This is a genomic window from Runella limosa DSM 17973, assembly GCF_000482465.1.
Classification (GTDB): Bacteria; Bacteroidota; Bacteroidia; order Cytophagales; family Spirosomataceae; genus Runella; species Runella limosa.
This window is the reverse complement of the sequence record NZ_AXVJ01000057.1, coordinates 34,512-50,259: the sequence shown is the minus strand read 5'-3', so window position 1 is coordinate 50,259 and position 15,748 is coordinate 34,512. Positions and strand designations below refer to the sequence as shown.

Genomic DNA, 15,748 nt, shown 5'->3' with positions numbered 1-15,748 from the left:
AGTATGACTTTTTTTTGCGGTAAAAGGTTGGAACAAGGTACAAAAAAAGCCACTGTACAGTGGCTTTTTTTGTAGAAATGTATTTACGCGCTTCTTAACCGAGGTACGTCTTCAACGCTTTGCTGCGTGAAGTATGGCGTAGGCGACGAATTGCTTTCTCTTTGATTTGGCGAACGCGTTCGCGGGTCAAATTAAATTTCTCTCCGATTTCTTCCAACGTCATGGGATGTTCTCCGTTCAATCCGAAGTAAAGCGCAATCACATCCGACTCACGCTGCGTGAGCGTTGACAGTGCGCGAGCAACTTCTTTCCGAAGAGAATCATTGATAAGCCCTTGATCAGGCTTTTCTTCCATGTCGTTTTCAAGAACGTCGAGGAGGCTATTTTCTTCTCCTTGTACAAAAGGCGCATCCATCGAAACGTGGCGGCCAGAAATTTTGAGTGTGTCCACAACCTCATTGGCTGAAATATCCAATACTTCGGCCAATTCTTCGGGTGATGGTTCACGCTCAAATTTTTGTTCAAGATCTGAGAATGTCTTCGATATTTTATTTAATGACCCAACACGGTTGAGTGGAAGGCGGACAATACGAGATTGTTCGGCCAACGCTTGCAAAATGGACTGACGAATCCACCATACAGCGTACGAGATGAATTTAAAACCACGGGTTTCGTCAAAGCGTTGAGCGGCTTTAATCAAACCTAGGTTTCCTTCATTGATAAGATCACCAAGCGAAAGACCTTGATTTTGGTATTGTTTTGCTACAGATACCACAAATCGAAGGTTAGCTTTGGTAAGTCGTTCCAAAGCTTGTTGGTCTCCCTCTCGAATTCGCTGCGCCAAAGTCACCTCCTCATCAGGAGTTAGCAAATCCACCTTACCAATCTCTTGTAAATACTTGTCAAGTGACTGGCTTTCGCGGTTGGTTATCTGCTTACTAATTTTAAGCTGTCTCATCTATCTTTACTTTGGTGCTTTGTACTATTACAAGAGTGTAACGTAAAAAGCGAATCAAAAGTTGATTTTTTACTTTCTAATTTAAGTTAAAAAAACAAAAATCTACTTATCGCGACGACGATTGTCATCACGACGACGATCTCCGCCTCTATCGTTGCGATCACCACGGTCTTCGCGGGGTGGTCTTTCAACGAATCCTTCGGGTTTTGGTAGTAAAACCTTGCGTGATAAGCGGAATTTACCCGTTTTCTTATCGTGCTCCACAAGTTTCACTTGCACCTCATCACCTACATTAAGAACGCCATCCATGGTTTCTAAACGCTCCCACGTAATCTCGGAAATGTGCAATAACCCATCCTTACCTGGCATAAACTCTACAAAGGCCCCGAAAGGTTGAAGCGTCTTCACTGTTCCAGTATAAACTTCACCTACTTCTGGAATTGCCACAATGCCTTTGATGCGTTTTACGGCAATGTCCATGCTATCGGCGTTGTTGGCAAAAATGCTTACGTAACCCATGCTGTCACGCTCTTCGATGGTAACAGTTGCACCAGAGACACGTTGAATTTCTTGAACCACTTTACCACCTGGCCCAATGACACCACCGATTTGGTCTTGCGCAATCTGGATAACAACCGCGCGAGGCGTCTGTGGTTTTAGCTCAGGACGAACTTCAGTAATCGCTTTCTTCATTTCGCCCAAGATGTGCAAACGTCCACGGCGAGCTTGATCAAGTGCTTCTATTAACACTTCGTAAGGAAGTCCGTTTACTTTCAAGTCCATTTGGCAAGCAGTGATACCTTTTTCAGTACCCGTCACTTTGAAGTCCATGTCACCAAGGTGATCTTCATCGCCCAAAATATCCGAAAGTACGGCGTATTTTCCTTGTTCGTCAGTAATCAAGCCCATGGCAATACCTGCCACTGGCGCTTTGATTTTTATCCCAGCGTCCATCAAGGCAAGCGTACCTGCGCACACAGTCGCCATTGACGACGAGCCATTCGACTCCAAAATATCCGAAACGATACGAATCGTATATGGATTTTCTTCATCTGGAGGCAATACTTTTTTCAACGAACGGTGCGCCAAGTTACCGTGGCCAACCTCGCGACGACCAGGGCCGCGGTTTGGTTTTACCTCACCCGTTGAAAAGCCTGGAAAGTTATAATGCAACAAGAAACGGCCATATCCATAAAACATTGCCGTATCAATGATTTGTTCATCGAGTTTTGTACCCAACGTCACCGTAGTCAACGATTGTGTTTCACCACGTGTGAACAAGGCTGACCCATGCGGCGTAGGCAAGAAATCAACTTCGCCCATAATTGGGCGGATTTGATCCAAGGCACGGCCGTCGAGACGAGTACGCTCATCCAACACCAAACGGCGCGACGCTTCCCACTCCAAATCGTGGTAATAACGTTTGATAAGACCTACTTTTTCGTCGTACGTTTCTGGATTCTCTTCTTTGTAGTTGGCCAAAAACTCAGTAATAACGGCTTTGAAACCATCTTTACGAACTTGCTTATTGGCACTACCTTGGCGCGCTACGGCATAAATTTTATCATAGCAAGCCTCCCGTACTTTGGCACGAAGCTCCTCGTCGTGTACTACGTATTCAAAAGAGCGTTTTTCCGTTTTTCCTGCCTCTGCTTCAAATTCTTTTTGAACTGCACACTGGATTTTAATCACTTCGTGTGCGGCCTTCAAAGCTTCTACCATTTCCTCTTCTGAGGCTTCGTTCATTTCACCTTCCACCATACAGATGTCTTTTTCAGAAGCCGCAACGATGAGATCCAAAGTAGCGTTTTTTAGCTGTGACGTAGGCGGGTTGATGATGTATTCACCATTGATTTTGGCGACACGTACCTCTGAAATTGGTCCATTAAAAGGTACATCCGTAAGCATCAATGCTGAAGAAGCAGCCAACGCAGCAAGCGCATCGGGTAAAACCTCTGAATCTGCTGAGATTAAGAAAACGTTGACTTGCGTATCTGCATAAAAGTCATCTGGAAATATAGGACGCAAAGCGCGATCCACCAAACGACTCACTAAAACTTCATGATCTGACAAACGGCCTTCGCGCTTCTGGAAACTTCCAGGGATGCGACCAGCCGAAGCAAATTTTTCTTGGTAATCAACCGATAGTGGTAAAAAATCTGTACCAGGTCTTACCTCGGGATTAGATACAACTGTAGCTAGGAGCATGGCATTACCCATGCGAACCACGACTGAACCGTGGGCTTGACGAGCAAGCTTTCCTGTTTCAATTGTAATGATACGACCATCGGGCAGGTTGATCGTCTTTGTGATGATGTTAAACATGAAAGAAGAATTAAAAAACCGCTTGAAAACCTATCCTTCAGCGAACACGATAGGTTATTATTTATAAAACCGCAAAAAGAAATTATTTACTTACTTAGGTGAAGATAAATAACAAACAGGGAAGCCAGTTACCTGACGTTCCCTGTTTGAAGTATCGCATTACTTTCTGATATTCAGTTCAGCGATGACAGCACGATAACGGCTGATGTCATTCTTGAGAAGATAGTTCAACAAGCGTCTGCGCTTACCTACCAACTTTAAAAGGCCAAGACGCGTAGCATTGTCATGCTTGTGCTGCTTCAAGTGCTCCGTCAAATAGTTGATACGGTGAGTGAAAAGTGCGATCTGCGATTCTGAAGAACCAGTGTCGCTTTCAGACTTGCCAAATTTTTTGAACAAGTCTTTTTTTACTTCCGATGTTAAATACATGATTGTAACCTCAGATTGTTTAAACGTGAAAAATATAAAAAACAAAAACGCCTGCAAAGATAGGCGATTTTGTTTTAAAAATCAACCATTTTTCTTACTTGATGTCGATTGCTGAGACTCTAGCACTTCCCGAACGCGCGGTAAGAGCGCACTAGAAGGATAATCTTTCACAAAACTGTTCAGCGCCTTCAAATACGCCTCTTTTCCTTGTAATTTTCCTAGTAAATAAATCCGAAGCAACGCGTACTTGTCCTCAATTTTACTACCCGAATAGGTGACCATTGCCATTTCGAGCTGGGCGTATGCTTCTGAGAAATTATTAGACTGATACAGTGTCAAGATTTTTTCGTAGTCCTTCATTGCTTCTAGCTCAATATTTCCTGAAGCTGCGACAGCGCCGCCATTTTTGGTCAGAAGGCGAGTAAAGGAAGAATTTGGAAATTCGGCCAGCAACTTATCTTTCCATGATTGGCTATTTTTGGCCGATGTTAGGAAAAGCAGGTAATAAATTTCTGGTTTATAATTTGTATTTGGAAAACGGGACAAAGTAGTTTCAAACGTTTTTACTGCATTGTCAGGTTCTTCTAGGCTAAACTTATAAATCTTTCCTAATTTATAATGTGCATCTTCTAATCGCTGATTTGAGGCATCTAACTCCTGCTTTTTCAGGGGAATATTACGGTAGAGCGCATCTTTTTTAGCTTTCCATTCGGGTGAGTCTTTGGTCAATTTCACCAAATCATCTCCCGCAATCTGAATAGTAGCCCCTTGGCCTGGGGTTGTTGGTACTGCCGTAATATTATTATCAGCGGGGGTCATTAAAGTAGCTATTTTGGCACTTCGGCGCCAATCATCTTCCAACGTTCGATTTCCCCAACGCTGTCTAAACTCAACTTTCCCCGTATTGACCAATGTCAAATCATACAACGGGAAACGTTCGGCAGGATTTCCATCAAAATTGGACGCATTGGCACTCAAACTCTGCGCTTGTGAAACCAGTATTTCGGCCTCTTTTACTTTTCGTTTGTATTCCGCGATTTCGTCTTCAATTACCTTATCTAAGTATTTATCCAACGTTGCTGGATTCATCTGCGAAAGTCGTTGTAGGCTATCTTCCGTCCGAATCGTGGTAATGTGCTTTACAAACTCGTCCAAAACCTCCTTACGTTCCGCTACTTTTTGGCGCTGCGGCGACGCAACTGGCAACAATACAAGCGCACTATCAAAATAAGCTTTCGCTAACTCATAGTTTTGGAGCTTATCATAATACACTTTCGCCATTTCCAAATAGGTAAAAGGAACTTGCGTGGTATTGGTAGTTGTTTCACGAACCGACTTGCCAAAAAACTCAAGTCCTTTTTTGTAATTTTTTTTGCGAGTCTCAATCACCCCCATCGAGTAATACAGGCGGTCTATCAAGTCGTTGTTTTTACGGTCGTTCAAGAGTTTCTTGAAGCCATCTTCGGTAGAAATCGAGGAGTTGGTCAGGGCTTCATTTTGAAGTGAGTTCATTTTGGCAAAAAACTCCAAATCGTATGAAGGTCTATTTTTGGAAACAGCTTTGTAGTGAATATTGGCGGCCAAAGGCTTCTCAATAAGGTCATACATTTGGGCTGCGGCATAATGAATACGGGCCGTTTCTTCGTTTTTAGAAAGCAACGGAAACGTTTCCTCCAAAATCCCAAGTGCCAGCGGAATCTCTTGCTTTTGTTGGTGCAAATAGGCTTTTACTAAATAAAAATCACGGGTATTATTTTCGTTCAAAGGCAAGCTTCTGAGGTGTTCGGCTACACTTAGGGCGCTGTTGTAGTCTTTGGTTTCAACGTACGCACGCATCAGCCAAATCAAGCCCTCATGTTTATCATCATCATCTTTTCCTTTGGCATTGACATAACGCAATGTCTCAATCCCATCGGTAAACTGTCCTTTGTATAACCGCGCGCGGCCAATCAAAACAAGGGCATTGTCCACCCAACGGCTATTTTGGTGACGGTCGGGAATCAATGACCCCTTTTTAATGACATCTTGCAAAAGAGCATCCACACTTTTTGCCTCCATCGAGTCCAACGGGTACAAAATAGGAAGGAGCTGGTTATAATTTTCTTTTCTATTTTTTTTCAAGGCAATGTCCGCCTCCTTCATCTTATCACGGGCGATGACATAGGCATTGTATTTGGCCGTAAGGTTATGATACCCTACGCTCAAACCGCTTGTGCTGTACTGAGAACAGCCAAAAAATAGTGCAGAGACCCCAAAAATAACAAGGGGAAGGTAATACTGAGAAGGAAAGAGGCGATTTCTAATTTTCATCAAATAACTCACTTTCAAGAGCTTGCTCTTAAACTGTTAGATTTTCAACCGTAAATGTAACGTTTTCTACGGACTAAAAGTATGCAATCGTGATGCCAATATGGTTTTAAATGAGAGAAATTAGTCAAATAATATACTCATCATTTATGTATTCACAAACAACATATTTTATCTTTATATAAAACAAAATATACATAAAATATCTAAAATACATTCATTAATAGGACTTTTATTATTTATTTTTCAGACCAAAGGCCATTAATTCTCTGGCAATTTTAAACAATATGTAATTTTGTTACGTTAAAGAACAAGTCAATATAATTTCTTTTCCAATGGAGCAAAATCCAATAAATCCTGATAAAGTAGCCGAAAACCCTGGGCTCATGGCCTACGCTCACTCTGTTGGTGGGGCAGTCATTAAGCCCGTTGACATGGGCAAAGCAAAAGGGAAGGCTGTACTGGCCATGCGCCAACAAATCGAGCGCCAACTTAACCAAATTTATCAGCAAATGGCGACTTTAGCACAGCAAGCCAAAGAACTTCGTCAACGTGTTGATGTATCAGAAAGAATCTACGGTGCCCAAATGAATTTTGAACCCGTCTTGAACGAAACTTACTATGTGTATGAAAAGGAAGATGGAAAAGATGTTTTGTCGATGGTTGCACCAAATGAATGGGGACGTGCCTATAAGTTTAGCCGTTTTATTGCCAAAGTCACCATGCTCGCCGATCATACATGGCACGTAGAATACAACGAAAGCCAAGATTAAAGTTTGATGTAGCTTTACTCACGCTACGAAAAATCCCTTCGCTTCTCAATACGGCGAAGGGATTTTTCGTTATTCAACTTTGAAAATTGCAACGCTCCCCCCTCCATTTGTCGTAAAAAGAGGTGGAGCTATCAAAAAATTGCCAATTCGTTAAAACTTTTTTATTTTTAACGAGTCCTTGTAAGAAAACCAGACCATGAACAACCATACCCACCAGTGATTAAACATCTATTCATCAACAAAGCACTTCCCTTACTCATCTCCATTTTACTATGTTGGAATGAAGGTTTTGGTCAAACCACCTATACCATTTCGGGCAGAATCACCGACGCCCAAACGGGCGAAGCTGTGCCTTTTGCTGCGGTCGCTATCAAAGGGAAAACCGTAGGAGTGACGACCAACTTTGAAGGTTTTTATAGCCTCAAAACAACCCAAATTGGTGATTCATTGGTGGTTTCGTCCATGTCGTATCGAAAACGGGCGAAAGCAATTATACCAAATCAACTCACGCAAACCATTGATTTTCAACTTGAGGGCTCGGAATTTAAACTTCAAGAAGTAAAAGTTTACGCAGGCGAAAACCCAGCCTACAACATTCTGAGGAGAGTTGTTAAGCAAAAACCATTGCACAATCCCAACCGACTCCAAGCGTACGAATACGAAAGTTACAGTAAAATAGAAGTTGATGTTGACAATCTCTCAGAACGTTTTAAGAAACGGAGAGCGATGAAGCAAATCACAGGAGCTGTTGAGCAGTTTGATAAAATTGCAGGTGAAGATGGGCGCCCTGTTATTCCTATATATTTGTCAGAATCCATTTCTAACTATTATTTCCGCGAAGACCCCCGAAAAAAGAAAGAACATATTCTCAAAACCAAGATATCTGGCATTGCTGTGACAGACGGCAGCTTGATTTCGCAAATGATTGGTTCGTCGTTTCAGCAGTATAATTTTTACCAAAATTGGCTCAGTGTTCTTGATAAAGATTTTCATTCTCCCATTGCAGACGGCTGGAAAAACACCTACGACTATTATCTGATAGATACCACATTTGTGGCAGGGTACTGGTGTTATCACATTGATTATGAACCCAAACGGCCGCAAGACTTGGCCTTTAGTGGCTCTTTTTGGGTTGATACCCTCAGTCACGCTTTGGTACAAATAGATGCATCGGTAGGGAAAAGTGCGAATATTAACTTTGTAGAAAAAATAAAACTTCAACAAGAATACGAGCAAATTGGCGATAGTACGTGGATGCCCGTGAAATCTCGGGTACTCATTGATGTAGCCGAACTGACCGACTCCACCGCAGGCATGTTGGTTAAATTTTACACCTCAAATCGGAACATTATTTCCAATAAACCACATCCTCCAAAGTTTTATGATTATCCCATAGAATTATCAGAAAGCTACAAAGAATACCCCGCTGATTATTGGGACAAAGCACGCCACGAACCCCTAACGGCTGGCGAACAAACGGCGTATAGGCTCATTGACTCCGTGAAGCAAGTGCCAATCATGCGTACGTACATCGAAGTATTTAACATGTTTGTCAATGGTTATAAACGCATTCCTAAGGTAAACATAGACGTTGGGCCGTTTTTGTATTTATACTCAAACAATGCCATTGAAGGGCACCGTTTTCGCATTGGCGCCAAAACCAACCCAGATTTCAGTCGAAAATGGGTTTTGAGCGGTTCGGCGGCCTATGGTACCCTCGACAAAGAGTGGAAATACAATTTTAATGTTGATTATATTTTCAGTAGAAAACCGTGGACCATTGGAGGTATTAGCCATAGTTATGACCTCGAACGCGTAGGTTTGTCCTCTGAAGCGATTGGCAATAACGTCTTGTTTGGCGCACTAACCAAGTGGGGAAATGTACGGCGGGGATATTTTGAGGGGATTACCTCTGCTTACCTCAAACGAGAACTATTGAGAGGGCTAACCCAAACAGTCGGATTACGTCACCGAACTTTTCAGCCCATTTACCCTTTCGCGTTCAAAACAGCCCCTTCTCTCGGCGATCGCTCACCCATTCAGAGTAATTACGAAACGGCTGAATTATTTTTTGAAACCCGTTGGGGAAAAGATGAGATTTTCATTTATAACGAAAATGAGCGTCTAACTCTAGGTACTCAAAAGTGGCCTTTGGTAGTACTTCGTTATCAACTTGGCTTGCGCAGGTTTCTCAACAGTGATTTTAGCTACCATCGCTTGTCTCTCAACATAAAACAAAGCTTTAGGGTCGGTATTTGGGGGCGTTCCAATTATAACATAACGATGGGATATATTCCATCCACCCTCCCCTATCCTTTACTATATACCCCACTTGGAAACGAGTCCGTTTTCTACGTTGACAATGCCTTTAACCTGATGAATTACTTTGAATTTGTGAGCGACCGTTACCTTCAGTTACGGTACGAGCACAATTTTGAGGGACTTCTTTTCAATCGCCTCCCCGCTATCAAACGGCTCAAATGGCGGTTCTTAGCCAATGCCAAGGTTTTGTACGGCAGTATTCACCCTTCCAACATGAATCTGCTTGCTCCCAGCAACGCACAAGGCCAAGCAGTACCTGGGTTTAATAGCTTAGGAAACACGCCTTACGTAGAGGTTGGATATGCCATTGACAATATTTTTAAGGTACTAAGAGTTGACGCTGTTCATCGCCTCACCTATCGCCAAAATCCTAATGTCACGCCCTTTGCGGTGAAGTTTTCATTTTGGTTTAATATTTAGTGGGCGCTTCCGTAAAATAAAATGTTACTTTCAAAGGATGCAAAGCGTCGTAAGATTAACTATTTTTACGGCCAATAATCCATAAATATGCTTCTCAGAATTAGAACATCTACTGTTCATCAAACAACGTGCTGAAGTACATTTATGGCTAGTCGTAATTAATTCCTTTCTGAATTGTGCTGATTATGAACCGTTTGAAGATGTATTGGAAATTTACACTAGTTTTATTTCTCACGTATTTTATTCATTTGCACTGTTTTTCCCAGTGTAAGCAAGACTATTCTTGGGCAGCATGGAGTAACTTTAAAGGAAGAGAAGCCACTGGCACTATCCAAGTAAATGGCCGCCCTGTTAATGTCACCATGAGTGCCAATTACGAGTTTGGTTCTACTGATAAAATATTTGACTTTGTCAATTTTGGAGGGTATAGCGGGGTAGCGGCCATTCCAAACACAACTGTTCCCAAAACAGAATGGGCGGTTGGTGCAGGCGGACAAACAACCATGTGCTTCTCTGAACCTGTCACTAACCCACTGTTGCTTATCTCCTCCCTAGGTAGTTTTTTTTCACCTGGTAGCAGTAATAATAGTTCAGTGACTCTTCGCTTCTCTGAGCCTTTTGTAATTGACTACAAGGGTTCTGGAATCAAAAATGTCAGTAGTTATTCAATTACTGGGGAAGAGGGTTATGCCATATTATTATTTCCTGGCACTTTTACCTGTTTAACCATCTTCTCAGATACACCCGAGTATTATACAAATATCACCTGGGGGCTTCAACCTCCTATCTTTCCTGTTAAAATTACCGAAGACTCAAAATCATGCGGAAGTACTGTTTTAACTGCAAGTGGTGGTATTTCTTATAGGTGGTCTGGCGGAAAAACACCCACAAACGCAACCAATACCTTCGAAGAAAGTGGGGTTTACTCCGTAACTGCAACAGACGCTAATAAATGTACTTCTATCGCCCTCAAAGTTGTTAATGTGCCGCCCAAAGTACAAGACGCCACTACTAATAAAACCATTTGTCAAGGCGAAACGTACGAGGGATATTCGTCCAGTGGAACCTACAAAGATACTTTCAAAACCGCCCTTGGCTGCGATAGCACCCGAACCTTGAATTTGAGTGTAATCGGTTTGCCGCAAGTCACTTTTAATGCGGCCAACGAATTCTGCGAGGGAAATATCGTAGAGCTATCACCAACTATCACCCCAAACAACCTCCCAGTTTCTTACAAATGGACGACAGGAGAGACTACTCCAAAAATCAACGTGGCAAAAACAGGAACCTATGCCATAACCGTTTCAAACGGTGCTTGTTCTAAATCATTTTCTACTACCGTTGTCGTTGGCAAACCACCTGAATTAAAACCAAATGAAACCCTTTGTTTTTCATCTCCTTCAATGGTGTTAGATGCAGGAGCATTAGGAACCAATACTTATTCGTATTTTTGGGCCTCTTCTAATACAACCAACCCTCAGTTAACTATTTTCCAACCTGGAACATACGCCGTAAAGGTGAGTACATTAGGTGGCGGATGTGTTACAAGCAGAACCATTACCGTATTGCCCACTCCACAAGTTGATTTAGGGCTTGACAAAATTACTTGTGAAGGCGAAGCTATTACCTTACGTCCAAACGTCAACGCTTCTGGGGGAAACATTAATTATAGTTGGTCAAACGGCGGCACTGGTATCGAAACAAAGGTGTCACAAAGTGGTCAATATATTTTAACAGCGACACAGGGGCCTTGTTCTGGCCGCGACACCATCATTGTTCGAAACCATCCATCACCTAATGTAGCGAGTGAAGCTACTACTTGCAATGAAAAACCGCTTTTTGCTTCTGAAAATGATGATAGCGATTTGGCCTATTTATGGGATTCAGGAGAGACGACACGGTCGATACAAGCGCAGCCCGACGGTATTTATCGGGTGAAAGTAACTAATCAGTTTGGTTGTATTTTAACACGAACTATTACCGTTTCAGGGCCATGTAATCCCCGATTTTATGTTCCAGATATTTTTACCCCCAACGGTGACGGAGTCAACGACACTTTCAAAGCGATCATGGTAGGGGGTGAAATCGTTAGCCTTACAGTTTATAACCGCTGGGGACATCCTGTTTATTTTGAACAAAGTAATAATCCCCAATGGAACGGGACATTTAAAGATGCCGCCGCTCCCAATGGATCTTATGTTTACCTTTTACAATATAAGATTCAAAATAGTGAGTCAATTACTGAGTTCAGAGGGGCAATTTTACTCGAACGCTAATTTATTCTGCCACCCATTGCATCATCAAGCCAGTCAAATACCCTCCGTACGTTCCTAGTGCATACCCCAATATTGCCAGTAACACACCTACCGATGCCAGCGAGGGGTGGAAAGCAGCGGCAACCACTGGTGCCGAAGCAGCACCTCCTACATTGGCTTGTGAACCCACTGCTGTAAAAAAGAAAGGTGCTCTTAACCATTTGGCAACCAACAAGGTAACCATTACGTGTATGGTCATCCATAGAATCCCTACGAGAAATAACCCAGGGTTTTCGGCCACGGCAAAAATATCCATTTTCATGCCAATGGTTGCCACAAGTACATAGAGGAACAAACTACCAATTTTTGAGGCTCCCGCAAATTCAAGTTGGCGCAATCGGGTAAAAGAGAGCAAAATTCCCAAAAATGTAACGACCGAAACAACCCAGAAAAACGATGAAGTTAAGCTAAACCTTTCAAGAGCAGGATAATTAAGTTTGAGCCAAGGAGCAACCAAATCTGCCACAAAATGAGCAAAAGCCGTAGCGCCAAAACCAACCGCGGCAATCATCATCAAATCATTGAGCGTTGGAATTCGCTGAGATGTTTTGTGTTCTAGTTCAAGCTTTGTTTTTAATTCATCAATAGCAGTAGCATCTGCTTTAAAATAATGATCAATTTTAGTCGCTTTTCCTGCACCATAAATCAGCACGGCCATCCAAATTTCAGCAATAATAACATCTACCGCAATCACCTGTGAAAAAAGACGATCACTTGGTTGAAAAACCTCTTTTAACGCTGTTTGATTTGCTCCTCCCCCAATCCAACTTCCCGCAATGGTAGATAGCCCCCTCCAAACGGCATCAGCGCCTGAGCCGCCAACTACCTCAGGTGCAAACGTTTTAACGATCGCTACTGCAATTGGCCCCCCAAGCATCACTCCCAACGTTCCTGCCAAAAATACAAGAAGCGCTTTGGGGCCTAAACGTACTACCGCTTTAAAGTCCATCCCAAGGGTAAAATAAACCAGACACGCTGGTAAAAAATATTGAGAAACCACTGAATATAGTTTTGACTCCTCTCCCGAAATGATTTTAAATGAATTTAAAACTCCTGGAATAAAATAACAAAGAAGTAAGGGAGGAAAAATTGCGTAAAACTTTGCCCAAAGTGGGTGCTCTAAATTAGCCGTGTAAAAAACACCCGCCAAAATGACAAAAAGTAAGCCCAGAACGACGGCATCAGAGGTAAAAACGGTGAGAAGCAACATATGTCAAGTTAAAAATCGAAAAGTTGGCAATTAAACCATTCTTTTGATAATACCTAGGCATGGGCACAAAAAAAACACACAGGCCTCAAAGCTGAGCCTGCGTGTCGCAATTACACTTCATCAACAAACTAAAAACCAAATAGTTTTTCTTTTAAACAAGTGTCAATTGGACACTTCATTTTATATTTTAAAAGGATAACTTGTTGAAATGAATCATTTAAACAAGCTATCCTTAGGGTTGTGAGGGTAATTGTTTTACCATTCACATTAATGCTGTAGGAGGGGGATTCGAACCGCCCACGGTGCAGTTAGCCGCGATACAAAGTTTGGTGGTCTACCCCAGTCGACTAGAGTGCCGGCATTATATCGTGTTTATCCTGAACTCACCACCCCCGAGACAGGAGGGCATGGCTGCCAAGTTTCATCATCCTACAGTATAAAGAACTGAAGTCAACTAATTTACTTGTGGTCTAGTGCCTTTTTGATTAATTGACAATGCAAAACTAATGGATATTATTTTTTGTTGCAAATTTTCCATAAATATTTTTAAAAATTTTGATTTCATTCAACAAAACAGCACTTTTGTTAAATGAAATCTAATTTTACCACTTCATCATGGAACGAAATTTAGAAATTGATAAAATTGACGCTACTGACTTAAAAATTTTGGCACTTCTTTTAGAAGATGCACACCTAGCTTACACCGAAATTGGCAAACGTGTTCATGTTTCAGGAGGAACAGTTCATGTGCGAATGAAAAAACTTGAGCAGCTTGGAATTGTTAAAGGGGCGCAATTATTGGTTGATCAAACTAAATTAGGCTGGGATATTAGCGCTTTTTTAGGTATATATTTAGATAAAAGTTCGCTCTACGAAGAAGTCGCTATTGAGCTCGAACGTATTCCAGAAGTAGTTAATATTCATTACACTACGGGTATTTACAGCATTTTTGCTAAAATTGTTTGTCGTGATACAGAACATCTGCGACAAGTTCTTCACGATAAAATTCAAAAAGTAGGTGGTATTCAACGAACCGAAACATTTATCTCCTTAGAGGAACGAATCGCCCGTCCTATTCCGTTAGCAGAATAATGTTTTTTTAAGCTGTTTTTGATACTTTTGCAGAAACCCTTCTTCAATCGTTTATTCGCATTATGGTGATTAAACCTTTGAAGGAAACGTAACGAACTCTCCTCGTGTTCCGCATTGAGTACATAAGAGGAATAACTGACTTCATATGAAATTAACTTTTTGGGGGGCTTCACAACAGGTTACTGGTAGCATGTACCTCCTAGAATTGGAAGACGATTACCGTATTTTGATTGACTGTGGTTCTGACTTTGAAAGCGGCGACCGAAGACGCGCGCTCAACGATACCCCACCCCCATTTCCCAACGCACTTTTCCCTTTTGAAGCTCCGTCAATTAACGTAGTATTACTGACTCACGCCCATATTGATCACTCTGGAAATATCCCAAACTTGTATCGAGATGGATACGAAGGACAAGTACTGTGTACCGATTCTACTTTTGCTCTAACCAGTATATTACTAAAAGATGCAGCAATGCTGAATCAGAAGCGAATCAATGAATTGAACAGTGCGGATTCGCAGCGTAAACGAAAAAAAGGTAGAAAAAAAGAACTTCCTAAAGATTTATACCTCGAAAAACAAGTACGTCAAGCACTCGAAAACTTTGTTCCTCTTGCCTTTAATCGCCGTTTTAGGGTATCCGACAACGTCATTATTACTTTTATCCCCGCAGGGCATTTATTGGGTGCAGCACATATCGTAGTTGAAGTTTGGGAAAACGGACAGAAAAAAACCATTGGATTCTCGGGTGATGTGGGCCGTAAAGGCTATCCACTTCTTATTGACCCCGCTACTTTGCCCCAGGTTGATTTCTTGGTATGTGAAACAACCTACGGCAATCGTTTGCATGAAAAAGGCGTTTCGCCTGATTTGGCTTTGGCAGATGTTATCAAACGTACCTGCGTTGACATTCCAGGGCGGCTTATTATTCCGTCTTTTAGCGTGGGCCGAACCCAGGCTTTATTATATACCTTAAATAAATTATATAATAACCATCAGCTTCCTCCCATCAAAGTTTTTGCCGACAGTCCGCTTGCTTTTGAAAGCTCGCGGGTCTATCAGCGGAACGTTCGGATGCTAAACCGCGAGGCCCGTGAGTTTAACGAAGAGAATGAATCGTTGTTTGACTTTGAAAATTTAATCTACCTCGAAAGTACAGACGCCAGCCGCGCCATTTCAAACCATGTAGAGCCTTGTATCATCATTTCTTCCTCTGGAATGGTGCAGGGTGGGCGCGTCGAATACCATGTGGCTCAGAACATTAGCAACCCTTACTGCACCATATTGCTCATCGGGTATTGTGCCGAAGGAACGCTCGGATGGAGACTTCTCAATGGCCAAACAACCTTACGCATTCGAGGGAAAGACGAGCAAGTATTGGCCAATATCGAAAAAATTGACGTATTTAGCGGCCACGGAGACAAAGAAGACCTTCTGACGTTTGTTCAGCAACAGGCACCTGCCGAGTTAAAAAAAATCTTCCTTGTCCACGGGGAAAAGCCAAGTATGGACCACTTTAAAAGCACTTTACAATCAGTCGGTTACGAAAATATCGAGATCCCCACAAAGGGACAAACTTTTGAATTGTAAGCAACCAAC

The 15,748-nt window shown here is 42.1% G+C and carries 10 protein-coding genes; 5 read left to right on the top strand and 5 right to left on the bottom strand.

The annotated features are described in order from the left end of the window. Positions 1–94 precede the first annotated feature (94 nt). From K339_RS0106345 to porW, 4 genes are all read right to left on the bottom strand, one after another. Positions 95–958, bottom strand: a complete 864-nt coding sequence (locus tag K339_RS0106345; RefSeq protein WP_013930257.1) for a sigma-70 family RNA polymerase sigma factor — start codon at positions 956–958, stop codon at positions 95–97. A 102-nt stretch (positions 959–1,060) separates the two neighbouring features. Further along, a complete protein-coding gene (pnp, locus tag K339_RS0106340) occupies positions 1,061–3,283 on the bottom strand; it encodes a polyribonucleotide nucleotidyltransferase (protein WP_028522865.1) in 2,223 nt (740 codons plus the stop codon). Positions 3,284–3,442: 159 nt separating this feature from the next. Then, a complete protein-coding gene (gene rpsO / locus K339_RS0106335) occupies positions 3,443–3,712 on the bottom strand; it encodes a 30S ribosomal protein S15 (RefSeq protein WP_028522864.1) in 270 nt (89 codons plus the stop codon). A gap of 81 nt (positions 3,713–3,793) precedes the next feature. Further along, on the bottom strand, positions 3,794–6,022 hold the full coding sequence (gene porW / locus K339_RS0106330) for a type IX secretion system periplasmic lipoprotein PorW/SprE (RefSeq protein WP_037299396.1): 2,229 nt from the start codon (positions 6,020–6,022) through the stop codon (positions 3,794–3,796). A 332-nt stretch (positions 6,023–6,354) separates the two neighbouring features. Here porW and K339_RS0106325 point away from each other — a divergent pair, with 332 nt between their 5' ends. The 3 genes from K339_RS0106325 (at position 6,355) to K339_RS0106315 (ending at position 11,810) form a co-directional block, all read left to right on the top strand. Continuing rightward, entirely contained in the window at positions 6,355–6,792 is a 438-nt protein-coding gene (locus tag K339_RS0106325) for a DUF2452 domain-containing protein (RefSeq protein ID WP_028522862.1), read from the top strand. Positions 6,793–7,008: 216 nt separating this feature from the next. Next, entirely contained in the window at positions 7,009–9,534 is a 2,526-nt protein-coding gene (locus K339_RS0106320; RefSeq protein ID WP_229598702.1) for a DUF5686 and carboxypeptidase-like regulatory domain-containing protein, read from the top strand. 185 nt (positions 9,535–9,719) lie between these two features. After that, complete coding sequence (locus K339_RS0106315; RefSeq protein WP_028522860.1) at positions 9,720–11,810, top strand: T9SS C-terminal target domain-containing protein; 2,091 nt, start codon at positions 9,720–9,722, stop codon at positions 11,808–11,810. 1 nt (position 11,811) lies between these two features. Here the strand turns inward: K339_RS0106315 and K339_RS0106310 are convergent, their stop codons facing one another. Next, the gene (locus K339_RS0106310; protein ID WP_028522859.1) at positions 11,812–13,059 is read right to left on the bottom strand and encodes a DUF819 family protein; all 1,248 of its coding nucleotides are present in this window, start codon (positions 13,057–13,059) and stop codon (positions 11,812–11,814) included. A gap of 615 nt (positions 13,060–13,674) precedes the next feature. Here K339_RS0106310 and K339_RS0106300 point away from each other — a divergent pair. Together K339_RS0106300 and K339_RS0106295 are read left to right on the top strand one after the other, a co-directional pair. Continuing rightward, positions 13,675–14,151 (top strand): Lrp/AsnC ligand binding domain-containing protein, encoded by a 477-nt coding sequence (locus K339_RS0106300; protein WP_028522858.1) that lies wholly within the window; start codon positions 13,675–13,677, stop codon positions 14,149–14,151. Between the two features lie 145 nt (positions 14,152–14,296). After that, complete coding sequence (locus tag K339_RS0106295) at positions 14,297–15,739, top strand: MBL fold metallo-hydrolase RNA specificity domain-containing protein (protein ID WP_028522857.1); 1,443 nt, start codon at positions 14,297–14,299, stop codon at positions 15,737–15,739. Positions 15,740–15,748: the final 9 nt, after the last annotated feature.